This window comes from Candidatus Margulisiibacteriota bacterium, from assembly GCA_041650635.1.
Classification (GTDB): Bacteria; Margulisbacteria; WOR-1; order JAKLHX01; family JBAZKV01; genus JBAZKV01.
Genome location: JBAZKV010000005.1, coordinates 18115 through 41792, shown reverse-complemented (window position 1 = coordinate 41792; position 23678 = coordinate 18115). Strand labels below are relative to the sequence as shown.

Below are 23678 nucleotides of genomic sequence, written 5' to 3'. Positions count from 1 at the left end.
ATCATGGGGAGGCCTGTATGCAAATAGTTGCAGAACTGCTTAAAAACTTTCCTCTTGTATCCTCCGTATCCGCTATGGTCCTGGGACAGGCCTTCAAGATAGTCTACTACTATTTTATTGACAGGAAAATTGACATCAAGCATTTTTTTGAGGCGGGTGGCATGCCTTCTGCCCATTCAGCCATGGTCTCTGCCCTGGTTTTTTCGGTAGGCATGAGGTCGGGATGGAGTTCTCCTGCACTGGCAATTGCTTTTGCTTTTGCATGTATAGTTATCTATGACGCGGTGGGGGTGCGCAGAGCCACCGGCAAACAGTCGATGCTGATCAAGCGTATCCTTGACGACATGAACAAGACAGACAGGATAAGCGGGGAAAACCTGCACGAATTCATGGGGCACACGCCCTTGGAAGTTACAGTGGGCATTGTTTTCGGCATTTTTGTGGCTGTCTGCCTGTATCTGGGGGTTTATAGATTTGTTTATTGATGAACTTGATCTTCCCTCCGCGCTCAAAAAACTCACCGGCCCCGAGCTTGAAAAGGCCGCCGGCGAGATAAGGAGCGTCATAATTGATTCCGTCTCAAAGAATGGAGGCCATCTTGCTTCGTCTTTGGGGGCGGTGGAACTTGCCATTGCTATACACACTGTCTTTGATTCCCCAAAGGACAAGGTGGTCTGGGATGTGGGGCATCAGGCATACGCTCATAAGATACTTACCGGCAGGCTTAAGGATTTCGGCTCTCTGCGCAGCTACGCCGGGATAAGCGGTTTCCCCTCCCGTGAAGAAAGCCCTCACGATCCCTTTACTACGGGGCATGCTTCAACAGCGATCTCTTCTGCCATCGGGCTGGCCAAGGCTCGGGACCTAAAAAAAGAGGCCCATAAGGTCGTTGCGGTTATCGGCGACGGCTCCCTTTCCGGCGGCCTTAGCCTTGAGGCCATCAATAATGCGATGAACCTTAACAGCAACCTGGTAGTGGTCCTGAACGACAATGACATGTCCATCTCCAAAAATGTCGGGGCCCTCTCGGAGTATTTTACCAAGACCAGGATGAACCCGCTTTACACAAAGACAAAAGAACGCGTTGAGGACATGGTAAAAAAGATCCCAAAATTCGGCATACCCCTTTACAAGCTGGCAAACCGGCTCAAGGAAAGGCTGAAGCACTTTATCGTTGACTTTAAGACAGAAGTGATAGTGGAAGAACTGGGCTTTAATTATCTTGGCCCCATAGACGGCCACAACATTACTCTTTTGATGAGCGCCCTTTCCTTTGCAAAAGAATTGAAAAAACCGATAATGGTCCATGTCCTGACCAAAAAAGGGAAAGGTTATTCTTTTGCAGAGAAGGACCCGACGGCCTTTCACGGCGTTCCGGGCTTTGATATTGCCACGGGAAAAGTGTCCAGATCTTCCGGGTCCAGGAGCTATACGCAGGTTTTTGGAGATGCCATGCTGTGCCTCGGGAAAGAGAACTCGAAAATAGTTGCTGTTACCGCCGCCATGCTGGACGGCACGGGACTGGAAGATTTTTCCAGGGAGTTCCCCGACAGGTTTTTTGATGTCGGGATAGCAGAGGAGCACAGCGTGATCTTTGCCGCTGGTCTGGCAAAGGGAGGACTGCGGCCCGTGTGCGCGATCTATTCTACTTTTTTGCAGCGCTCATATGACCAGCTTTTTCATGATGTCTGCCTGCAGGACCTGCCAGTTGTCTTTTGCCTTGACAGGGCAGGGATAGTAGGGGATGACGGCCCCACCCACAACGGTGTCTTTGACATGGCCTATCTCAGGCACCTGCCCAATATGAGCGTAATGGCGCCGATGGACGGGGCCGAACTGGAAAAAATGCTGCGTTTTGCGGTTTTGCATAATGGACCTATTTCAATAAGATATCCGAGAGCGGCTGCGGATAACCGAGAGAACATAGACGGGACAGAGATAAAGACGGGGAAAGGGGAGGTCGTTTACAGGACGAAATATCCAATTTCCAATTCCCAATGTCCAATTGACAAAAAGATCCTGATCGTTGCGATAGGATCAATGGTTCAGCCGTCTATCGAGGCGGCAAAACAATTGGAAGGCGGTGATCATTCGGTTTCTGTGATAAACGCAAGATTTGTCAAACCGCTGGACTCAAGCCTGATATTGGAAGAAGCCCATAAAGCGGATCTGGTCGTGACCGTTGAAGAAGGCTGTCTTATGGGCGGTTTTGGCTCGGCTGTTATGGAGCTTTTTGAAGAACACGGCGTAATAAAACCGCTTAAAAGGATAGGTTTCCCTGACAGGTTCATAGAAGCAGGTAAAAGAGACTTTATACTTGAGCGGTGCGGCCTCAACGCTTCCGGCATAGCAAAAACCATTTCGATCTTTTCTAAGGTAAAACCCTAGTCAGGCCATCTCCAATGGTCAGGATTTGATTCGTAGTTAGCCCAGAACCTGTCCGATATCGAAGAAGCAGTAAGTTGCGTTCTTATCATGTCCTCGGTATTGCCGTCAGGCTTGTATTTCCAGAAAGTGGCAGTGAATTCTTCGTTAAATTTGTGCGCGTAATGGGCGGCAAGTCTGTCCACAAAAACTATGACCCTTCCGTAAAAATTCAGCGCGGAGGCCGGGTTCGCCTCGTTTGCTGGTTTGCAGAGACAGTTGTAGAAAGCCGGTGCCTTGTGCCCTCCGGTTATGGAAAATATATGAAGATCGGCGCTCCTTGAATCTGTCTCTTCCGTGCCGTTGCCAAAAATGAGGTCCCTCAGCCCCATGGTAATAACATTGGTCGGCATTCTGCCGGTGACCACTCTTGCTATGTCGATCTCGGTGTCCAGCCCCGTCATGAAGCTGTTCCATGCCTCATCTCCAATGTAATGCTGGAACTGCTCCGGCATATTTTCGCCTTTTCTCCAGTCCTCGCGCAGCTGCTTGGCTTTAATAAAAACGGATTCTCTTTCGCTTATTCCATAGGCTGCGGCGATATTCCTGAACATAGGGCTCATCTGAGGAGCCCCGGGAGGCGTGGTGTCGTTGCCGTTCTGGAGCTTTGTGCTGTCGGCAATTCCAAAAAAGCCTGTCGGGTCTAAAAAGCCGGTGTAATCATTAAAAGCGTCATGGAACGGATAGGAGCCGATCCCGTGATTGCCGGTAACTGAAGGAAAGATCTCTCTGAACAATATCCTCCTCCAGGCTCTTGCGACTTCAATGCCCGGAGCGTCAAAACCGAATGGAGGGAACCTGAAATCAGCTTCGGTAAAACCGGCGCCCTGAAGGAACAGCCTGTGGATGTCCCCGTATGAAATGGGATTAAGCCGTCCGTTCAAAAATATTTCTCTGCTGCCGACTTCTTCCTGCAGCATTCTCCATATGGATAGGAGAAAACCGTATTCATCCAGGCAGGTAAATAGAAGGCCCCGGTCCAGCGGCAGTGCAGAGCCAAGTATGCTCCTTGCCAGGTCAGGATTTCCCAGCAAAAGCCTCGGGGGATCCCAGGTGCCCCCGGTGGCAAGAATGGCGGAATCCTTTCCCTCAGGATGCGGTTTATAGGAATTGAGCGCTGTTGACATGGTCAGAGCCGAGAGGTAAGTGACATAATTACTGTCCGGCACTTCAACTACCTTTACTCCCGGAAGGCAGGACAGGGCAAACATCTGCTCGTTGCTTGTGATAACTGCTTTTCTAGCGTTTTCCGGGATCATTCTCGGCGCATAATTAAAAGTGACATCCCCAACCCTCATCCCGGAGCCGAAAGGATATACTTCTCTTGCTCCCAGGGTCCTGGGGTTGCTTGCAGGCAGCCTGTAATACGTTTCTATGGGGCTCATTCGTTTCCTCCTAAAAAATGTTCTTACACAAAATTATCGTTTGTTTTTGTCCAGAATTTCACAGTGTGAAATTATCTTGTGATCTTTTCGAAAATAGATCGGAGAACAAAATGACAGCGATGGAAAGCCGAAGCACGATCCGCATCAGGCCGCAGGTCGCGGAACTATCCCGGAGATTTCCGGGGCTTGAGATCGCATCGATAATAAAGTTCGCAAGAGGATCGCATATCCTTGGCCGGTACAGACCTATCCTTAATAATGCCGGGCTTCAGCTTTTTGAAAAAGTAAGGAAAGGCCCTCTGTCGGTTCCTTTTATTGAGGATATGATCCCGGAATTGCCATCGACTGCAATGCCTAGGCTGGAATTATACAGGCACCCTTTTGAATCGGTAACCGGGAAAGCCTATTGGAATTTTATTGAAAGCATAAAAGGATACCTCCCGTATCGCGGTTTATGGCGTGGCGTTCTTGACCTGGCAAGCGGCTGCTACCATCAGTGCACAATGTGCGGGGCGGATTCGTCAGCTTCACCCCGTTTTATGCCTTATCCGGCTTTTCTCAAGATCTTGAGCGTCCTACCCGAACACTCCGCCGACAGGCTGCTGCTTTATGACGCGAGCGATCCGCTGTTGTGGCGCGACAGCGACCATGACGCAGATTATGGTGACATCGTAAATTTTGCCGGAGAACTCGGCTATGACTTGGTCCCTGGAATAACGAACGGGATTATTATGGGGGATCCGTTCAGTACCGAAGCAGCGGCAAAACTGGGGCAAGCGGAGCGTTCTATGGGACTGTCCATGCATCTTTATCAAAGGAGGATACTTGAAGGTGCTCCGGATCCGGAACTTGATAAGCTGGCTGATCGCTATGCATTAACCCTAAACCTTATGGGCAGGGCAAGGCCCATACTAAGAAGCGCCAAAGATCCCGATGTGATTAGAGACTTCTTCCTTAACAGAGTAGTCCCCAGGCTTAGTGATGAGATCAGGCCGCGTTATGCTGACGTGCGCAGGTTCAAAGTAGAGCCGGTCCTTATCGACGGGAGGGCGGCAGATGAGCCTTTCTTTTCTGGGCGCAGCAGGCATTCGATCGCAGTCCCGCGTGATGACGCCGACGGATGGGTGGAGGAATGCCCGTCTGTTTTTTCAACAGTTGATGCTTATGGGAACTGTTTCTTATCGGTCTATCCTCCCGAAAGACCGTCCGCTCACAGTCTGGGGCAGCGTCTTGTTAAAGACCTGTTCCCCTCACCGGATGAAGACGGCTTCAAATGGCTGCTGCTGAAGTTAAAATATGTTCTAAACAACAAAGGAATGCTTCATGGCAGTGAGGACCTCACAGTTAGGCTCTGGCAAGAGTTCACCGACGATTTCGATCCTAGAAGTTTTCTCGGTTTAGTTTCCTCCGTTGACAGTGTCGGAGGATTTAGCGAAGAAACGCTCCTGGACGCTTACGGTATGATCGCGGCATTGGGTGTGGTTTCCCCGGTATTTTTTTACAATTGGAGTATCGGAGAACTGTGCTCAGCTATGGGGAACCCGGATACGGAAAAAGAAGAGGACAGGGCTGCTGATGGATTCCCGTCTTATTTAAGAAAGTTGAACGGCTACTACAATGCAAAACGCGACGAAATATCGTTTCTTAACAGCTTTCTTGAGGGGGAAAGAGCCCTTAAAACCCTGCATTTTGAGGAGCTGTCACCTTTGCCCACAATTTCGGCCTTTGAGTTTGATCCGTCCCTTCCCGCTCCAAAAATGAGATTTCCTTTGCCCTTCAAAGCTCAAACCGGCCTGTAAAGTTTCTCGACTAAGGGCCTGTTTCCATGATAAAATCCTCTCATGCTCTCAGATATTGAAATAGCCTCAAAGTCAAGAACAAAGCCGATAGAAAAGGTGGCCTCCTCCTGCGGGCTCAAAAAGGAGGAACTGGAGCTTTACGGGACCTGTAAGGCAAAGATAAAGCTGTCGGCGCTGGAAAAAAGGAAAAGCGGCAGGGACGGGAAATTGGTCCTGGTTACCGCAGTGACCCCGACCCCTTTTGGAGAAGGAAAGACGACTGTAACGATAGGGCTTGCCCAGGCACTCAAAAAGCTTGGCAAAAAAGCGTTCGTTTGCATAAGGGAACCGTCTCTTGGCCCGACGCTCGGCCTAAAAGGCGGGGCGGCCGGAGGCGGCTACAGCCAGGTCCTGCCTATGGAAGATATCAACCTGCATTTTACCGGCGACATGCACATGGTAAGCGCCGCCCACAACCTTCTTGCCGCGCTGATAGACAACCATATCTTCCACGGAAATTCTCTCAATATCGATCCCGAAAAGATCATGTGGAACAGAGTTATGGACATGAATGACAGAGCGCTTAGGGACATCTCCATAAGATATAGGGGGGTTGACAGGCGCTCGTCCTTTGACATTACGGCTGCTTCCGAGGTCATGGCGTCGCTGTGTCTGTCGCTTAGCCTCGAGCATTTAAGGTCCAATCTGAAAAAGATCGTTGTGGGGCTGACAAAGGACGGCAGGCCGGTTACCGCGGGCGACCTTAAGGCTGAAGGCTCAATGGCTATCCTGTTAAAGGAAGCGATAAAACCCAATCTGGTCCAGACCATAGAAGGCTGTCCGGCCTTTGTCCATGGCGGACCGTTCGCCAATATAGCGCACGGGTGCAGCAGCCTTATTGCCACAAAACTCGCTCTTAAACTGTCCGACTATGTTATTACCGAAGCAGGATTTGGTTCGGACCTGGGGGCAGAAAAATTCTTTGACATAAAATGCAGGGCCGGAGGCCTCGCTCCTTCTGCGGCGGTTCTTGTTGTAACGGCAAAAGCCCTGAAGTGGCAGGGCGGGATAGCCAAGGACAAGTATAACCCTTCGACTGCGCTCAGGGCAAGGGACGAGGACAAGGAGGCGCTGAAAAGAGGGTTTGACAATCTTAAGGCGCATATTGACGCACTTAAAAACTTTAATGTCCCGGTAGTTGTTGCAGTGAATAGATTTGCATATGATTCGAGCGAGGAATTAAAGATGATATGTGATGAATGTGCAGCAATTGGTGTTAGAGGCAGTATTTGTGATGTCAGAGAAAAGGGAGGGGTCGGAGGGATGGAGCTTGCAAAAGAACTGATGAAAGTGATAAGGCCCGAACCTGAAGGTTCGGCTCCGGTTTTGCTTTCCCGTGGAGCCGACCTGCCCGCCATCCCGCCGAGCCGGGAAGGCTTGGCAGGCGGGCGCTTTAGCGTCGGGACTTTACAGAGTTCAGCGTCTGGTTTGAAATATCTTTATGATCTCAACGACTCTATTGAGGACAAGCTGTCTAAGATAGCGACGAAGATCTACGGTGCTGATGGAATTGATTTTTTGGACAGGGCAAAGCAGCAGCTGGAGCTCATAAAGCAAAGCGGAGGAGCCTCTCTTCCTGTGTGCGTGGCCAAGACGCAGTTTTCCCTTTCGGACGACCACACCAGGCTCGGGCGGCCTAAAGGCTTCCGCCTCACGGTCAAAAACATAAAACCGGCTTACGGAGCCGGGTTCATCGTGGCCTATACCGGTGATATAATGACGATGCCGGGCCTGCCGCAGCATCCCGCGGCCGAGAGGATCGGCCTTGACGAGAACGGGGATATAAAGGGGTTGTTTTAACATGAGCAGAAAAAAGATAGAAAAGGCCGTTAAGGATATTCTTTACGCGATAGGGGAAGACCCTTCAAGAGAGGGACTGCAAAAGACCCCGGAGCGGGTTGCACGGATGTACGCGGAACTGTTTTCCGGGGTTTCAAAAGATCCGGGAAAAGAACTGTCGGTCTTTCACAACGAAGCCCACGAAGAAATGGTCATGGTAAAAGACATCCCGTTCTACTCTATGTGTGAACATCATTTTATCCCGTTCATCGGCAAGGCCCATATAGTTTATATCCCGCGCAAGGGGCGTGTGACAGGGCTGTCAAAACTGGTAAGAGTGGTTGAGGCTTTTGCAAAAAGGCCCCAGGTCCAGGAAAGGCTCACCTCCCAGATCGCCGACCTTCTCATGGAAAAACTGTCCCCTCACGGGGTGTTTGTCATAATCGAGGCCGAGCACCTGTGCATGTCTATGAGAGGCGTGAAAAAACCGGGGACCACCACCACTACTTCGGCTGTCCGGGGCATCTTCAGGAAAAACGCTTCCACCAGGGCCGAGGCCCTGGCACTGCTAAAGAAATAATATGCTAATTTACCCGAGCCTAAAGGCTCGGCTCCAGTTCTCATTCTTAGGAGCCGACGCTTTAGCGTCGGGACGGATATAGAATGCTTAAACCTCTAAGAATTCTCGTATTTATAATGATTTTCCTGCTGTGGCGCGGAAATTGCTTGTGGGCAGGTATCCCGGACGGGCAGGAGATCAAGGCAATGTGGGTGACAAGGTTCCAACTGGATTCCAAAGAAAAGATCGACAGGTTCGTTACTAAAGCAAAAGAGAACGGCTTTAACACGCTTTTTGTCCAGGTCCTGGGCAGGGGAGAGGCATATTACAGGTCTTCCATTGTCCCAACGGTAGAGACCGGATTTGACCCGCTTGCTGAGACTGTTGAAAAATCCCACAGGCACGGCATCAAGGTGCATGCCTGGCTTAACGCCTATTATGTGTGGTCTTCTCCCGAAGCTCCTTCGCAGCTAGGCCATGTTGTTAACGCAAAACCCCACTGGCTGCTCCCAAAAAAATCGAATATGCTGTTCCTCAACCCGGCCATCAAGGGTGTACAGGATCATTTGTATGCAGTCTACTGCGAGGTTGCCCGAGATTATGATGTTGACGGCATACACTTTGACTACATAAGGTATCCTGACCATAGTTTTATCTACGACAAAAAGAATCCTGCTTATCCGATAGCCGCAAAAAGGAGGGCCGATGATGTGACCGGCCTGGTAAAAAGGATCTATCAGGAGGTTAAAAGGCTTAAACCCGGCATTTCTGTATCTGCAGCAGTCTACCCCGATATTTTTGACGCTTCCACTGACAAAGGTCAGGACTGGAGAAAATGGCAGAGGGATGGCATTATAGATTTTACTGTCCCGATGATCTATTCACGGGACCCTGTCAGGGTCCTTGACCTGATCCTGCTCAACGCTTCTGTTTCTTCTAAGAATTCAGTGGTTTTGGGGTTGGGGGCCTTCAATAATTCCGCGGGCGTGATTTCTGACCATATCAAGACATACAAATACTATAAGCGCTATTATAGATCGCTCAAGGGTTTTTCGCTCTTCTCTTATGATTCCCTCATTGACTCACCCGGTTATTTTGAGAAGATAAGGAAAGATGTCCTCTGATCTGAAATATTGGGCGGCTCTTTCCCTAATTCCCGGCCTCGGGGCTTCACGGATAAAACTTCTTTTTGAACATTTCGGCAGCATCTCAGCGATATGGGACTCTACTTTTGATGAACTAGTTTCAATAGACGGTATCGGCGCCGCAACAGCCCGCTCATTGATCGTCGGAAGAAAGAATCCTGATGGAACAGCACTTCCGCCGGGTGTTAATGCTGTCTGCCTTGGCGATTCTGATTATCCGTCCAATCTATATAATATCTGGGACCCGCCGCCCGTGCTTTATTACCGCGGCAGCCTCGAAGCAGAGGACAAGTTATCCGTGGCAGTTGTCGGGTCAAGAAGCCTCTCTCCTTACGGAGAAAAGATGACCAAAAAACTGGCAAAAGACCTGTGCGAATTCGGCATAACCGTTGTTTCAGGTCTTGCTTTGGGGATAGACAGCTGTGCTCATAAGAGCGCCCTTGAAGCAGGCGGCAGGACCATTGCAGTTCTGGGCACAGGGCTTGACGAGGTCTATCCATACAGCAACAGGGGCCTCGGGGAAAGGATAGGGGACAAAGGGGCTCTTGTCTGCGAGCATCTTAAAGTTGAAGGCGTTGAAAAGTGGAACTTTCCCCGCAGGAACAGGATAATCTCGGGTCTTAGCCTCGGCACCCTTGTAATTGAGGGGTCATCCGACAGCGGGTCGCTCATAACCGCAGGTTTTGCACTGGAGCAGAACAGGGAGGTCTTTGCCGTCCCCGGCGAGTCGGGCAGGACCTTAAGCCGCGGCCCGAACGCTCTTATCAAGCGCGGGGCAAAACTGGTCGAAGAGGTCGCGGACATCCTTGAAGAATTGAACCTGAAAAGCGTTAAAGGGGGACATAAGCCCGCCCCCTCCATAAATACAGAGGGCCTATCCGCAGAGCAGCGCAGAGTCCTTGATTGTCTGGAAACCGGAGCAAAGCACATAGATGAGCTTGCTCTAATTACCGGGGTTTCCTGCGGAGAACTTGCCACCGCTCTCGTCCCCATGGTAGTTAAAGACATGGTGAGCGAACTTCCGGGTAAGTATTATTGCGCAAGATAGCAGGCGGCCGTGCTATAATTTTTTCGAAGCAGTTGCCAGGAGGTTATAAATGATTTATTTAAGCGAACTGTACGCTTCTGAGCTTATTGGAGGTCCCGTTATAGACAGGTTCGAAGAAAAAATAGGCCGTGTCGAGGATATTGTGATCGAGCCGCAGGACCAATTCCCAAAAGTGACCGGCTTGGTGCTGAAGTCGACGGGAGGCAGGCACAAAAAGGTTTTGCTGCTTCAAGAGATAAACCTAATAGGGAGAAAGTTTATTTCTACCCGGGCTGGAATAAAAGAGACCCCTTTTGCGGAACTGAGGGAAGGAAGTGTCCTGGCAAAAAGGGACCTTATGGATAAGCAGATAGTGGATATCCACGGCTCCAAGGTGGTAAGAGTAAATGATCTTAAAATAGCAAAGGTAGGGGAAGAAGTCCGGCTTATCGCGGCCGATGTCGGCATTAAAGGAGTCCTTCGCAGGCTAAAGCTGGATCAGTTGGTCTCGTTCCTTCTATCTTTTTTTAACATCAAGGTGAAGGAAGACCTGATAGGCTGGAATTATGTGGAGCCTTTACAGACGGACCTTGCCAGGATAAAACTGGTCGTTCCCTACAAAGGGATGTCGGAACTGCACCCGTCGGACATAGCCAGCATTATCAGTCAGGTCCACACGGACGAAAAAACGGCCATCTTTGAATCTCTTTCAACTGATACGGCGGCCGAAGCTCTGCACGAATTGGAACCCAGGATACAGGCCTTTTTGATAGGCGTCCTTGACACAAAGAAGGCCCTGGCCATTCTTGAAAAAATGCCTTCCGATGAAGCCGCCGATGTCCTGGGGGACCTGCCTGAAGAAAAGACGGAGGAATTCCTGCAGTTGATGAAAAAGAAAAAAGCTCAGGAGATACAGGAGCTTTTGAAGCATGATGACGAAACCGCCGGAGGGCTTATGACCACCGACCTCATTACTCTTGAGCCCGAGTATACCGTGGCCAGAACGATAGAAAAACTCAGGGAGCTGGCCCCGGGAGCCGAAACGATCTATTATCTGTATGTTACGGACGAGGGCGGACATCTGCTGGGGGTCCTGACATTGAGAGGCCTCATCATCTCAAAAGAGGATGCGCTTGTCGGCGATATAATGAACACCAAGATAATAACGGTAAGACCTGAGATGAACAGGAGGCAGGTTGCCGATGTTATTTCAAAATATAACCTTCTTGCAGTGCCCGTGGTCGACAAGCTCAACAGGATACTCGGCATCATTACAGTTGACGATGTGGTAGATTACATAATCCCGCCGCTGGCAAGGAAGAAAAGGCTTTCAGTCGGCTGAAAAGTGTTTTGCCCATAAATAAACCCCGGTCCTAGCCCGGGGTTTATGTTCGGACGCAAAAAGCTTTACGCTTTTTTCATGAGCTTTCTTGACTTGATAATGCTCCAGAGTTTCTTGGTCATATCCGTCACCTGAATAGGTGAGCTTCCGAATACTTTCTCAAGCGTATCGCTCTGTCCTTTAAAATGCACTCTTATCTTAGAAAGTCCGCCTCTTGCCTTTGCCATTTGCATTCACCTCCCTTTGCTGTCTTTACTCTGAAAATTAACTGTGTTTGCCAATCTTCAGATGTATTGATATAATTATAGAGCATATTTGCGGTCTGTCAACAGGTTTTTAGAGTAAGAGGGAAACATGTTCAAAAAGATACTGATAGCGAACCGGGGGGAAATAGCTCTGCGTGTGATCCGCGCCTGCAGAGAGATGGATATTAAAAGCGTTGCGGTGTACAGCGAAGCTGACAGGGACTGCCTGCACGCAAAGGCCGCGGACGAGGCCTACTGTATAGGTCCGGCACAGCCCGCAAAAAGCTATCTCAATATACCGGCGATAATTTCTGTGGCGGAAGTATCCGGGGCCGAAGCCGTGCATCCCGGGTACGGGTTTTTGGCCGAAAACTCTAAGTTCGTGGATGTCTGCGAGTCCCACGGCATAAAGTTCATAGGACCCTCTATCGCTTCCATGGAGGCTATGGGGGACAAGGCTACCGCCAAGCAGACAGCAAAACTTGCCGGGGTGCCCACCGTCCCAGGTTCAGAAGGCATAGTGAACGACGAAAAAGAGGCTCTTCAGATCGCAAGGAATATCGGTTTCCCGGTTCTTATTAAAGCGACCGCCGGGGGCGGGGGCAAGGGGATGAGGGTTGCAAAGACCGCGGACGAATTCCCTTCACTCATGAAAACAGCTCAGACCGAGGCAGGAGCTGCTTTCGGCAATCCTCAGGTCTACATAGAAAAGTTCATAGAGCGGCCAAAACATGTCGAGATACAGATTATGGCCGACAATTACGGCAATGTCATCTATCTGGGTGAAAGGGACTGCTCTGTTCAGCGCAGGCATCAGAAACTTGTTGAAGAGGCTCCGTGTTCGGCCCTTAGCGAAAAGTTGAGAAAAAAGATGGGGGAGGCCGCAGTTAAGATGGCCAAGGCGGCAAAGTACAGCGGCGCCGGCACTATCGAGTTCCTTCTTGATGCGGAAGGCCGTTTCTATTTTATGGAAATGAACACCAGGGTGCAGGTGGAGCACCCCGTGTCTGAGATGATCACCTCAACTGATATCATAAAAGAACAGATCTATGTGGCCGGCGGAGGAAAACTGCGGTTCAAGCAAAAAGATATAAAATTGTCGGGGCACTCTATAGAGTGCAGGATAAATGCTGAGGACCCCGAAAGGAATTTTATGCCTAGTCCGGGCGAGTTAAAGACCTACCTTCCTTCTGGGGGGCCCGGCGTGCGCGTTGACAGCCACGCGTACCAGGGATATAGAATTCCTCCATACTATGATTCCTTGGTGGCAAAACTGATAGTGTGGGCGCCCACCCGCCAGGAGGCTATCAGCAGGATGAGCAGGGCCCTTGACGAATTTGTCGTGGCGGGGATAAAAACAACGATCGCCTTCCACAAAAAGGTCATGGAAAACGATAATTTTAAAAGAGGCGAGATCTATACCGATTTTATAGACACCAATCTTATCCTCTGATATGGGCAAAAGAACAACAGCGCGCCGGCTGGCAATGCAGGCGCTTTATCAGATAGAGCTCTCGGACGCTTCACCCGAAGAGGCCATCCTAAGCGTTTCAAGCCAGGAGACTTTCCCCCCCGACACAATGGAGCGGGCAAAAGTGCTCCTTCGCGGAGTTGTCAGCCAAAAAGCGGCAATTGACCGCAGTATAGCTTCTAACCTGGCGGAGTGGACAATAGAAAGACTGGGAGCAGTGGACAGGAACATCCTGCGCGTCTGTGTCTGGGAGCTTGAACACGAGAGGACCGAACCCGGCGCAGTAGTGATGAACGAGGCCGTGGAACTGGCAAAAAAATACGGCGGGGAAGAATCCAAAAAATTCATAAACGGTGTCCTTGCTTCTGTGGCAAAAAAGCTCAAATTGTGATAAAATTAGCTCAAAATGTTCACAGGGATCGTTGAAGAAATAGGTTCTGTAAAAAGCGCCAGGTTTGTCAGCGGGCTTTTGAAGCTGGAGATAACCTCAAAAGAACTTTCCAGAGAGCTGAAACCGGGGGAAAGCGTCTGCGTCAACGGGGCCTGTCTTACGGTGACGGGGACAAAAGGCCCCGTTTTTTTTGTGGACATAACAAAAGAAACCTATTCAAAGACCAATTTGGGCGCACTCAAGGCATCAGATCAGGTCAATCTCGAAAGAGCTCTTAAGGTCTCTGACAGGCTTTCGGGCCATCTGGTGTCCGGGCATGTGGACTCAACCGGCTCAATTAAAGGTATCTCAAGGGCCTTTGATGCAGTAAAGTTCACCATTGCTTATCCTCTTTCCATGTCCAGGTATATCATCGGCAAGGGTTCCGTTACAGTTGACGGCATAAGCCTTACCGTTTCGGGGCTTGTTAGGGATTCCTTTACCGTGAATGCCATTCCTTTTACTCTCAAGGGGTCGACCCTGAGCAGGAAAAAGGTCGGGGACAGGGTAAACCTTGAATTTGACTTGATAGGCAAATACACGGAAAAAATGATTGCCGGAAAAGGGTTTGTGTCATGCAATTGAAATTTGACGCCATAGAAGAAGCGGTAAAAGAAATAAAAGCCGGCAAAATGGTGATCGTGGTCGATGACAAAGACCGCGAGAACGAAGGCGACCTTGTCATGGCTGCACAGACAGCGACCGAAGAAGCTGTCAACTTCATGATCTCAAAAGGAAAAGGGCTTGTCTGTGCTCCATTAAGCGCCGAAAAGCTTAAAACGCTAAAGATAGAGGAAATGGTGAGCGAGAACACGGAGGCCAACAGGACAGCTTTCACTGTCTCGGTGGATGCAGGGCTCTCTCACGGGGTGAGCACCGGAATTTCCGCCGCAGACAGGGCCGTGACGCTTAAGGTCCTGGCCGATCCGTCCTCAAAGCCTTCGGACCTCGTCAGGCCCGGACATATTTTCCCGCTTAAAGCAAGGGCCGGAGGCGTGCTCAAGAGGGCAGGGCATACCGAGGCCGCGGTGGACCTTGTCAGGATCAGCGGCATGGAAGAGGCCGCTGTAATCTGCGAAATAATCAGGCCCGACGGAAAAATGGCAAGGCAGAAGGACCTGATGGAGTTTTCGGCAGAGCACTCCCTTAAGATAGTTACCATCGCGGACCTTATAAGATACAGGCTTATGAACGAAAAACTGGTCAAAAGGACCAGCAGATCAAAACTTCCCACCAGGTTCGGCCAGTTTATGGTCTACGGCTATGAAGACATACTCTCCGGAGCGCATCACCTTGCCCTGGTAAAAGGCTCGGTCCGCAATAAAAAGGATGTTCTTGTCAGGGTGCATTCGGAATGCCTTACGGGAGACGTGTTCGGCAGCTGCAGATGCGACTGCGGCATCCAGTTGGAGCGTTCCCTAAAGATGATCCAGAAAGAGGGCTCAGGAGTTCTGCTTTATATGAGGCAGGAAGGCCGCGGCATAGGACTGCTCAACAAACTCAAGGCTTACGAACTTCAGGACGGCGGGGCGGACACGGTGGAGGCCAACGAAATGCTTGGCTTTGAGGCCGACCTGCGAGACTACGGTACCGGCGCCCAGATCTTGTGTGATCTTGGCCTTTCAACGATACGGCTGCTCACCAACAACCCGAGAAAGATCGTGGGCATAGAAAGGTACGGACTGACGGTGGTGGAGAGGCTTCCCATAGAGGTAGAGCCCAACGAGCATAACGAAAGGTATCTAAGGACCAAATCTCAGAAACTTGGGCACATACTTCTGCTGCACGACAATCTTAAGGAACTGCCGAAGATATTTGAAGAAGGGAGAAAAGGATGAAGACAAAAGAAGGGCTTCTGGACGGGAAAGGGTTGAAGATAACGGTAATTGCCTCGCGGTTCAACGATTCGGTCACAAAAGGCCTCATCTCCGGAGCGATGGACTGCCTTTTGAGGCACGGCGTATCGGAGCCGGACATCACGCTGATATGGACCCCGGGCGCCTTCGAAATGCCTCTGATAGCAAAAAAAGCCGCGCAGTCAGCCAAAAAGCCTTCGGCGATCATCTGTCTGGGTGCGGTGATCAGGGGAGGCACGCCCCACTTTGATTATGTTGCCGCTGAGGTGTCCAAAGGGATAGCCAGCGTTTCGCTTGAGAGCGAAGTGCCTGTGATCTTCGGGGTCCTTACAACGGACAATCTTGAACAGGCGCTTGAGCGCTCCGGAGCAAAGTCCGGCAATAAAGGGTGGAGTTCCGCGCTGGCGGCCATTGAAACGGCTAATCTGATCAAGCAGATCTAGAGGGGAGCAAAGAATTGGCAAGAGTCTATTATGAAAATGTGACCAAAAGGTTCGGCGATGTGGAAGCTGTAAAGAACATGACCCTCGAGGTCAGGGACAAGGAATTCCTTGTCCTTGTGGGACCTTCGGGCTGCGGCAAGACCACGGCTTTAAGGATGGCCGCAGGGCTGGAAGAAGTGTCCGAAGGAAAACTTTATATCGGCAACAGGGTTATAAACGATGTTGCGCCCAAGGACAGGGATATAGCAATGATCTTTCAAAGCTACGCGCTTTATCCTCACATGAGCGTTTACGACAACATGGCTTTCGGGCTTAAACTGAGAAAGGTCGCCAAGAAAGAGATCGACCGCAGGGTGAACGAGGCCGCCAATATCCTCGGCCTTGAGAATATGCTGCAGAGGCTTCCCAAACAGCTCTCCGGAGGACAGAGGCAGCGAGTGGCTGTCGGAAGGGCGATCGTAAGAGAGCCGGCCGTGTTCCTTATGGACGAGCCTTTGAGCAACCTTGACGCAAAGCTTAGGGTCCAGATGAGAGCCGAACTCCAGAACATCTACAACAGGCTGCAGGCCACCATCATCTATGTGACCCACGATCAGGTAGAGGCAATGACCCTTGGCAAAAGGATCGCCGTCATATTGAACGGCCAGCTCCAGCAGGTGGATGCTCCTCTTGAGGTATACGGCAAGCCAAAAAATAAATTCGTGGCCGGTTTTATCGGCAGCCCGTCAATGAACTTTGTCAGCGGCAAGATCGACAAGGCGGGAGACCATCTTTTCTTTGATTCCCAGGACTTTAAGCTGGTGCTTCCGAAAGATTATGACCCATACATAAGGCCCAGCATAGGAAAAGAAGTGGTCCTCGGCATAAGGCCGGAGGACATCCTTAATCATGAACTGCGGGATTCAAATTACCAATGCCAGCTCGAAGGCAAAGTCGATTACAGGGAACTAATGGGGTCCGAAACCTATCTGTACCTCAATGTGGGCAGGACGCCTCTTGTGACCAGGGCCGATGCGATGTGCGATGCCGCACCCGGCAGCGTCTATTGTATCTATATAAACCTGCACAAGATCCATCTTTTTGATGCCTCAATGCATAACGCGATCCTGTAAATGAACAACAGCAGTCTTCCGGAAAAGTTCCGCAGAAAGGCAACTCCCGGTATCGACAGGATGAGCGAGGTGGAGCTGGTGCGGCATTTTACCCTTCTCAGCAGAAAGAACTTTGGCGTCGATAACGGCTTTTATCCTCTCGGCTCATGCACCATGAAGTACAATCCCAAGATCAACGAGGACATGGCTGCCCTGGAAGGCTTTACCCAATTGCATCCGCTGGAGAGCGAGGACTCTGTCCAGGGAATGTTGAGGCTGCTCCACGAGCTTGAAAGCTATCTCTGCTCCATCTTTGGCTTTGACGCTTTTTGTCTTAGTCCTCTTGCCGGGGCGCACGGCGAACTTACCGCTCTTTTTGTGGCCAAGGCCTATTTTGAGTCGCTTGGCCAGATACAGCGCAAAAAGGTCATTATCCCGGACTCGGCGCACGGGACCAATCCCGCCAGCTGCGCTACTTCCGGCTTTGAAGTGCTTTCTGTCAAATCGGATGCGGACGGCGGGATAGATCTGGCTGATCTTGAGAAGCTGCTTGACGATAATGTTGCCGTGCTTATGCTGACAAATCCCAATACCCTGGGATTGTTCGACCGCAATATTTGCAGTATAGCAGAGCTGCTTCACTCAAAAGGCGCGCTTTTCTATATGGATGGGGCCAATGCCAATGCGCTGCTCGGCAAGGTTCTTCCCAGCGAGCTCGGGTTTGACATGTGCCATATCAATCTGCACAAGACCTTTTCCACTCCGCACGGCGGCGGCGGTCCCGGCGCCGGCCCGATCGGCGTAATAAAAAAACTTGAACCGTTCCTGCCGGGCAGCAGGATAGAAAAGCAGGGGGACAGGTTCAGGATGTGCCCTCCGGGTAAAAGCTCTATAGGAAGTGTTTCAACTTTTTACGGCAATGTCGGCGTGATGATAAAAGCGTATTCTTACATCAGAAGCCTGGGGGCAAAAGGTTTGAGGGAAGTCTCCGAGAACGCGGTGTTGAACGCAAATTACATGAAGGAAAGATTGAAAGAGCATTATTATCTTCCTTATGATAGGGCCTGCCAACATGAGTTCGTAATATCTGCGAAATGGCAGAAAGAAAAATGCGGGGTGAGGGCCCTTGATATCGCCAAACGGCTGCTTGACTTCGGGTTCCATCCACCGACCATCTATTTTCCTCTAATTGTCGAGGAGGCCATGATGATAGAGCCGACCGAGACGGAAAGCAGAAAAACCCTTGACTCCTTTATCGATGCGATGATAAAGATCGCTCAGGAATGTAAAGAGGACCCCGAGCTGGTAAGAACGGCTCCGCATAAAACCTCCATTGGCCGCCTCAACGAGGTCAAAGCGGCCAAAGACCTTGACCTGTGTCAAAAATAGATATCCCCTGGAAAGTCCTGCTTGATAAGCCCCGCACAGGAGCCGAGAACATGAAGATCGATCTTGAGATGTTCAAGAACTGCACTGCCCCCAAACTAAGGATCTATTCCTGGGCGAACAGATGCATCTCGTACGGCTGCCTTCAAAAAATTGACAGAATACTTGATGTTGACAAAGAAGTTCGGGACGGATGGGAGATAGTTAAAAGGCCGACCGGCGGAGGCCTGGTCTATCATCTGCCAGATGAACTTACATACTGTGCGGTCTGTCCGGCAGAGCTGCTTCCCAAAGGGATAAAGGGAGCGTACTGCTATATTTCTGAAATTATTGTGAAAGCACTAAATAGTTTGGGCATAGACGCAAAAATAGGGAACCGCAGACCGTTTACCGCAGACCGGATACCGCAGGCCGGTTCCCGGTTCCCTGTTCCCGGTCCCCGCCAAAACGACTTGTGCTTCTCGAATACGAGGGAATATGAGATCACCATAAATGGGAAGAAAGCAGTCGGCAGCGCTCAGAAGAGAGGAAGAAAGGCTGTTCTTCAGCAGGGGACGATCCAGCTGTCGAAGCATCGCTTGAAACGGATGCCTCAATATGATGAAATGGCATCTGCAATAATTAAGGCGTTTGAAAGCGGTCATGAAAGAAGCCCTATTTTATAATAAACTTGACAACTTGCAGGTTGAGTGTATCCTGTGTCCGCACAATTGCCTGATCGCGGATGGAAAGGCCGGACGCTGCGGCACAAGGCTTAACACCTCCGGCTCTTTGATGACCCTTGTCTACGGACAGGTGTCCTGCGAGGCCGTAGACCCTATAGAAAAGAAGCCGCTTTTTCATTTTTATCCTGGAAGCCTTGTCTATTCCCTCGGGACCCTGGGCTGCAACATGAGATGCTCTCACTGCCAGAACTGGCAGATATCACGAGCCAGGATCGGCGATGAAGAAACTGTGCGGACGACCACATATCTTTCTCCGCAGGACGCTGTAAAGAACGCTCTCAACAGCGACTGCGAAGGGATAGCTTTTACTTATAACGAGCCGACCGTCTGGTTCGAATATACGCTTGATGTTTCAAAACTCGCAAAGGAGAACGGCCTTTATACCGCTTATGTGACCAACGGATACATTAACTCCGAGCCTCTTGACCTGATCGCTCCTTATCTTGACGCCTACAGAGTGGATATCAAAGGGTTCGATGACGAATTCTACAGAGAGGTTGCCGGGGTCCCGTCGATCAAGCCGGTCCTTGAAAGCGCTGTGCGCGCGAAAAAAAAATGGGATATGCATGTTGAAGCGGTGACCAACATCATACCTGGAAAGAATGACGCCCCACAACAGCTGCATGCTCTGGCAAGATGGATAGCCAAAGAACTCGGGAAAGACACACCGTGGCATATTACAAGGTTCATGCCTTGCTTAGAGCTTTCGAGTCTTTCCTCAACGCCGGAATACGCTCTGAAAGCCGCCCAGGAGATCGGTTTTCAGGAAGGCCTGCAGTATGTTTACATTGGCAATGTGCCCTTTCACCCCGGGGCAAATACTTATTGTCCTTCCTGCGGCGAGATGATAATAGAGCGCGGGGCGCACAGCCTTATCAGATACGAGCTGCTTAGCGGCTGCTGCAAGTTTTGCAGAAGGCCTGTTACGGTCAGGGAGCAGGGGACTTCTTTAAAAGGCCCTTGAGCAGGAAAGGAGTTATGAATGTGGTGGCCATTACCACTATAACGAGAGAAGAGAACAGCTGAGCGTTGATTATCCCTTTCGTAAGCCCTATGCCGGCAAAGATCAGCCCCACTTCCCCTCTAGGCACCATTCCTGCGCCTATGACCAGTTTGTTGATCCCCTTTTGAAAGACCGTATAACCTGAAAGGATCTTACCTGCAACCGCAACCATTAGAAGCGCTGCTGCTATGGCAAGGACCGGTTGATTGGCTGCAACGAACGGATTGAACAGCCTTATATTCACCAGGGAACCCATGAGGACAAAAAAGATGGGGACAAAAATATCCGAAACGGGTTTTAATTGTTCCTCCAGATGGGTCTTGCTTTCTGTTACCGACAAAATAAGTCCTGCGGCAAAGGCCCCCACGATGGGAGCCAGGCCTATCCTATCTGCAAAAAACGAAAGCAGCATGCAGAAAGAAAAGGAGACCGCTATCAGCATCCCTCTGACCTGCATTGTTTTAAGCAGCCTGATAAGGTGCGGGGCAAGCAGCGCTCCTATGGCAAGACTTGAGGCCAGGAACAGAACGGCAGCTGCTGTAATATATTCAATATTGATAAGGGATACAGTTCCGGAAATGACAAGTTTTGTCACCGCCGCAAGAATGACAAGGCCGATCACATCGTCGATAACAGCCGCGCCGAGGACTATTTTTGCTTCCTTGGTATGGCATCTGTTAAGGTCGGAAAAAACCCTTGCCGTTATCCCTACCGAAGTGGCTGTAAGGGTGGCACCGACAAAGATGGAATGAATACTGTCAAGACCCAGGAACTGGCAGACCAGATAACCGAGAGCAAAGGGCAGAACTACGCCTGCAGCAGCCACCAGGAAAGCCCAGATCCCGACTTTTAGAAAATCAAAGAGATTGGATGATACTCCCACTTCAAAGAGAAGGAGGATCGCGCCCAGTTGTGCAAGGTCGTGGAGGATTTCTGTTTCCCTTACCAGTCCCAGCACGCTTGCCCCGATGATTATGCCGCCAAGAAGTTCCCCGACTACAGGGCTCTGGCCCAACCTCTGGGCAAGCTCCCCAAAAAGCTTGGCGGTGATGATTATTACAAAAAGAGATAACAGGAGTTCCGCGATCTCGGCGTGCATTGCTAAGCCCCCTTTGGTTTAAGTACCCCGGCGGAAACGATCAGCTTGAAGGCTTCATCGGTCTTCATGTCAAGAGGGATAACTTCTGATTCCGGGACCATTATTAAAAAACCCGTAGCCGGGGTCGGGGTATTGGGGATAAATATGCAGAGGAGTTTCTGTCCCCCGGTCTTTGACTGTGCTTCTTCGGGGCCCTGAGCGGTGATGAAGCCGACCGAATATATGCCTTTTCTGGGATATTCCACCAGACAGGCCTTATTAAGCCCCTTTGAGCCTTTTGACTGGAACAGGGCTTCATTTACCTGTTTGGCGGAAGAATAGATGCTTTTTACTATGGGGACTTTGCAGATAAAGGCTTCAAACAGCCGCAGTATTTTTTCTCCAAGTATATAATCCGCAAAATAGCCGGTTAAAAGTATCAGGGACAAAGTGGCCAGAAATCCTACGCCGGGAAGCGGCCGTCCGAAAAAAACCGATATGATGCCTCCTAGTATCCCGTCCATGAAGGAAAACAGAAAGGCAAGCAGCCAGATAGTGATGAACAAAGGAAGAAGAACAAAGAGGCCGTTAAAAAAATATTTGCTTGCAAGCGACCACATCATTCTTTCTCCTTTAAGTTTGCCAGATGAATTATATCACAGGTGTGTTATAATTTTCTAAATCAGGGAGGAGAAAACCATGACACAGGCTTATATACTTATCGAGGCGGCTCCCGGCAAAGCCATAGATCTTGTCAATACTGCCAAGGCGCTTCCTGGGGTCCTTCAGGTCCATCTGGTTACGGGCCCCTATGATGTAATAGCCTTTGCCGAAGCGCAGGACCTTAAGACACTTGGGGACATGATAGTCAAAAAAATACAGGCAACCGGCTGTGTTTCCAGAACGCTTACCTGTATAACCGCCGATTAGGTCAGGAAGTTAGTTTGTTGAGGGCGTTGATATAGGCCTTTGCGGAAGCCACGATGATATCGGTGTCGGATCCGTGCCCCGAGTAGATATTGCCGCCTTTTTGTATCCTAACAGAAACCTCTCCAAGAGCGTCCGTTCCTCCGGTAATAGCCTGTATGACATAATCCACGAGCTTGACCGGCTTCTTTACGAGTTTATCTATCACTCTGTAAACAGCGTCCACCGGACCAAACCCCTGACCTTTGCCTTTTATAGGCTTGCCTTTGTATATTAGCGTTACTTCGGCTGTCGGTTTCTGCCTTGTCCCGGAAGTCACCTTAAGCAGATCAAGCTTGTAGGTCTCCGGTGTCACATAGATCTCGTCGGTTATGAGCGACTCTATGTCTTTGTCCGAGATCTCCTTTTTCTTATCTGCCAGCGCTTTAAAGGCCTGGAACGCTTTTTCTAGAGCGCTCTCGCTCAGGTCTTCGTAACCCAATTCTCTGATCTTTTTTACAAAGGCGTTCCTGCCTGAATGCTTTCCGAGCACGAGTTTGCTTTCGGTTATCCCGACATCTTTAGGGTCGATGATCTCATAAGTGGTTCGGTCCCTTATTACTCCTGCCTGATGTATCCCCGCTTCGTGCGAGAACGCATTTGCGCCCACAATGGCCTTGTTGGCCTGGACGATCATTCCCGTAAGATTGCTCACAAGTCTGCTTGTGCGGTAGATCTCTCTTGTGTTGATAGAGGTTTCCGCTCTAAAAACATCTTTTCTAGTTTTAATCGCCATCACTATTTCTTCCAGCGAAGCATTGCCCGCGCGCTCTCCGAGCCCGTTCATGGAGCACTCCACTTGAGATGCGCCGTTCTGCACAGCGGCAAGCGAATTTGCCACGCCAAGACCAAGATCGTTGTGGCAATGCACGCTTAGTACGGCTTTCGATATGTTCGGGACATTCTTCATTATCCCGGCTATCAATTCGCCGAACACGCTGGGAATGGAATATCCTGTGGTGTCGGGTATGTTGATCGTGGAAGCCCCTGCTTCTATCGCGGCTTCAATTATCCGGTAGAGGAAAGCCGGCTCTGAGCGGGCGGCGTCCTCGCAGGAAAACTCCACATCATCCACAAGGCTCTTTGCGTACCTTACCATCTCGACCGCCTGGTTAAAGACCTCGTCAGGGCTCATGCGGAGCTTTTTTTCCATATGGATAGGGGAGGTGCCGATAAAAGTGTGTATCCTGTGCCTGGGTGCAAATTTTACCGACTCATACGCCGCTTTGATATCCTCTTTCTTTGTCCTGGCAAGAGAGCAGATCACCGGGCCGTGCACATTCTGGGCTATCTTTGCCACAGAATCAAAATCCCCGGGGGACGCGATGGCAAACCCCGCCTCAATGATGTCAACTCCGAGTTTTTCGAGCTGGCGCGCTATCTCAAGCTTTTCGGCCGTGTTGAGGCTGCAGCCGGGAGCCTGCTCCCCGTCGCGGAGGGTGGTATCGAATACCAGTATTTTTTTGGTCATGGTTAAGCTATTTT

Annotated in this window: 23 protein-coding genes; 18 read left to right on the top strand and 5 right to left on the bottom strand. The window is 50.4% G+C overall.

Features of this window, described 5'->3' with window-relative positions; genetic code table 11:
* Positions 1-17 precede the first annotated feature (17 nt).
* Both WC490_02245 and dxs read left to right on the top strand, forming a co-directional pair.
* Positions 18-485 carry a divergent PAP2 family protein gene (locus WC490_02245; protein MFA5097432.1) on the top strand — a complete coding sequence of 156 codons (468 nt, stop codon included), beginning with the start codon at positions 18-20 and terminating at the stop codon, positions 483-485.
* Positions 475-2388, top strand: coding sequence for a 1-deoxy-D-xylulose-5-phosphate synthase (gene dxs, locus WC490_02240; GenBank protein ID MFA5097431.1), 1914 nt, complete (start codon positions 475-477; stop codon positions 2386-2388). Before WC490_02245 ends, dxs begins: the two co-directional genes overlap by 11 nt.
* Here dxs and WC490_02235 read toward each other — a convergent pair.
* Positions 2385-3809, bottom strand: coding sequence for a hypothetical protein (locus WC490_02235; protein MFA5097430.1), 1425 nt, complete (start codon positions 3807-3809; stop codon positions 2385-2387). The genes dxs and WC490_02235 overlap by 4 nt on opposite strands.
* 110 nt (positions 3810-3919) lie before the next feature.
* Here WC490_02235 and WC490_02230 point away from each other — a divergent pair, with 110 nt between their 5' ends.
* The 6 genes from WC490_02230 to WC490_02205 all read left to right on the top strand — a co-directional run bounded on the left by WC490_02230 (position 3920) and on the right by WC490_02205 (position 11499).
* The gene (locus tag WC490_02230) at positions 3920-5608 is read left to right on the top strand and encodes a hypothetical protein (protein MFA5097429.1); all 1689 of its coding nucleotides are present in this window, start codon (positions 3920-3922) and stop codon (positions 5606-5608) included.
* 42 nt (positions 5609-5650) lie between these two features.
* Complete coding sequence (locus WC490_02225) at positions 5651-7447, top strand: formate--tetrahydrofolate ligase (GenBank protein ID MFA5097428.1); 1797 nt, start codon at positions 5651-5653, stop codon at positions 7445-7447.
* 1 nt (position 7448) lies between these two features.
* Complete coding sequence (gene folE / locus WC490_02220) at positions 7449-8006, top strand: GTP cyclohydrolase I FolE (GenBank protein MFA5097427.1); 558 nt, start codon at positions 7449-7451, stop codon at positions 8004-8006.
* An 83-nt stretch (positions 8007-8089) separates the two neighbouring features.
* On the top strand, positions 8090-9109 hold the full coding sequence (locus tag WC490_02215) for a family 10 glycosylhydrolase (protein ID MFA5097426.1): 1020 nt from the start codon (positions 8090-8092) through the stop codon (positions 9107-9109).
* A complete protein-coding gene (dprA, locus tag WC490_02210; GenBank protein ID MFA5097425.1) occupies positions 9099-10178 on the top strand; it encodes a DNA-processing protein DprA in 1080 nt (359 codons plus the stop codon). The genes WC490_02215 and dprA overlap by 11 nt, the downstream gene beginning before the upstream one ends.
* Before the next feature lie 49 nt (positions 10179-10227).
* Positions 10228-11499, top strand: a complete 1272-nt coding sequence (locus tag WC490_02205; GenBank protein ID MFA5097424.1) for a CBS domain-containing protein — start codon at positions 10228-10230, stop codon at positions 11497-11499.
* 65 nt (positions 11500-11564) lie between these two features.
* Here WC490_02205 and WC490_02200 read toward each other — a convergent pair whose 3' ends face one another.
* Complete coding sequence (locus WC490_02200; protein MFA5097423.1) at positions 11565-11726, bottom strand: hypothetical protein; 162 nt, start codon at positions 11724-11726, stop codon at positions 11565-11567.
* 127 nt (positions 11727-11853) lie between these two features.
* On the opposite strand from WC490_02200, the gene accC reads away from it, so the two are divergent.
* Genes accC through amrS form a run of 9 tightly spaced genes read left to right on the top strand, consistent with a single transcriptional unit; the run spans position 11854 to position 20110 of the window.
* Positions 11854-13197 carry an acetyl-CoA carboxylase biotin carboxylase subunit gene (gene accC, locus WC490_02195; GenBank protein MFA5097422.1) on the top strand — a complete coding sequence of 448 codons (1344 nt, stop codon included), beginning with the start codon at positions 11854-11856 and terminating at the stop codon, positions 13195-13197.
* A gap of 1 nt (position 13198) precedes the next feature.
* Complete coding sequence (nusB, locus tag WC490_02190) at positions 13199-13606, top strand: transcription antitermination factor NusB (protein ID MFA5097421.1); 408 nt, start codon at positions 13199-13201, stop codon at positions 13604-13606.
* 15 nt (positions 13607-13621) lie between these two features.
* Positions 13622-14230, top strand: a complete 609-nt coding sequence (locus WC490_02185) for a riboflavin synthase (GenBank protein ID MFA5097420.1) — start codon at positions 13622-13624, stop codon at positions 14228-14230.
* Positions 14221-15483: a bifunctional 3,4-dihydroxy-2-butanone-4-phosphate synthase/GTP cyclohydrolase II gene (locus WC490_02180; protein MFA5097419.1), complete on the top strand. Its 1263-nt coding sequence runs from the start codon at positions 14221-14223 to the stop codon at positions 15481-15483. Before WC490_02185 ends, WC490_02180 begins: the two co-directional genes overlap by 10 nt.
* Positions 15480-15944 (top strand): 6,7-dimethyl-8-ribityllumazine synthase, encoded by a 465-nt coding sequence (gene ribH / locus WC490_02175; protein ID MFA5097418.1) that lies wholly within the window; start codon positions 15480-15482, stop codon positions 15942-15944. Before WC490_02180 ends, ribH begins: the two co-directional genes overlap by 4 nt.
* 14 nt (positions 15945-15958) lie before the next feature.
* The gene (locus WC490_02170) at positions 15959-17056 is read left to right on the top strand and encodes an ABC transporter ATP-binding protein (GenBank protein ID MFA5097417.1); all 1098 of its coding nucleotides are present in this window, start codon (positions 15959-15961) and stop codon (positions 17054-17056) included.
* Complete coding sequence (gcvPB, locus tag WC490_02165) at positions 17057-18424, top strand: aminomethyl-transferring glycine dehydrogenase subunit GcvPB (protein MFA5097416.1); 1368 nt, start codon at positions 17057-17059, stop codon at positions 18422-18424.
* Positions 18412-19086, top strand: coding sequence for a hypothetical protein (locus WC490_02160; GenBank protein MFA5097415.1), 675 nt, complete (start codon positions 18412-18414; stop codon positions 19084-19086). The genes gcvPB and WC490_02160 overlap by 13 nt, the downstream gene beginning before the upstream one ends.
* Positions 19064-20110: an AmmeMemoRadiSam system radical SAM enzyme gene (amrS, locus tag WC490_02155; GenBank protein ID MFA5097414.1), complete on the top strand. Its 1047-nt coding sequence runs from the start codon at positions 19064-19066 to the stop codon at positions 20108-20110. Before WC490_02160 ends, amrS begins: the two co-directional genes overlap by 23 nt.
* On the opposite strand, the gene WC490_02150 is transcribed toward amrS, so the two are convergent.
* A complete protein-coding gene (locus tag WC490_02150; GenBank protein ID MFA5097413.1) occupies positions 20076-21248 on the bottom strand; it encodes a cation:proton antiporter in 1173 nt (390 codons plus the stop codon). The genes amrS and WC490_02150 overlap by 35 nt on opposite strands.
* 2 nt (positions 21249-21250) lie before the next feature.
* Positions 21251-21850, bottom strand: a complete 600-nt coding sequence (locus WC490_02145) for a DUF502 domain-containing protein (GenBank protein MFA5097412.1) — start codon at positions 21848-21850, stop codon at positions 21251-21253.
* A gap of 76 nt (positions 21851-21926) precedes the next feature.
* Here WC490_02145 and WC490_02140 point away from each other — a divergent pair, with 76 nt between their 5' ends.
* Positions 21927-22157, top strand: a complete 231-nt coding sequence (locus tag WC490_02140) for an Lrp/AsnC ligand binding domain-containing protein (GenBank protein MFA5097411.1) — start codon at positions 21927-21929, stop codon at positions 22155-22157.
* 1 nt (position 22158) lies between these two features.
* Here WC490_02140 and WC490_02135 read toward each other — a convergent pair whose 3' ends face one another.
* Positions 22159-23664, bottom strand: a complete 1506-nt coding sequence (locus WC490_02135) for a 2-isopropylmalate synthase (protein ID MFA5097410.1) — start codon at positions 23662-23664, stop codon at positions 22159-22161.
* Positions 23665-23678 lie beyond the last annotated feature (14 nt).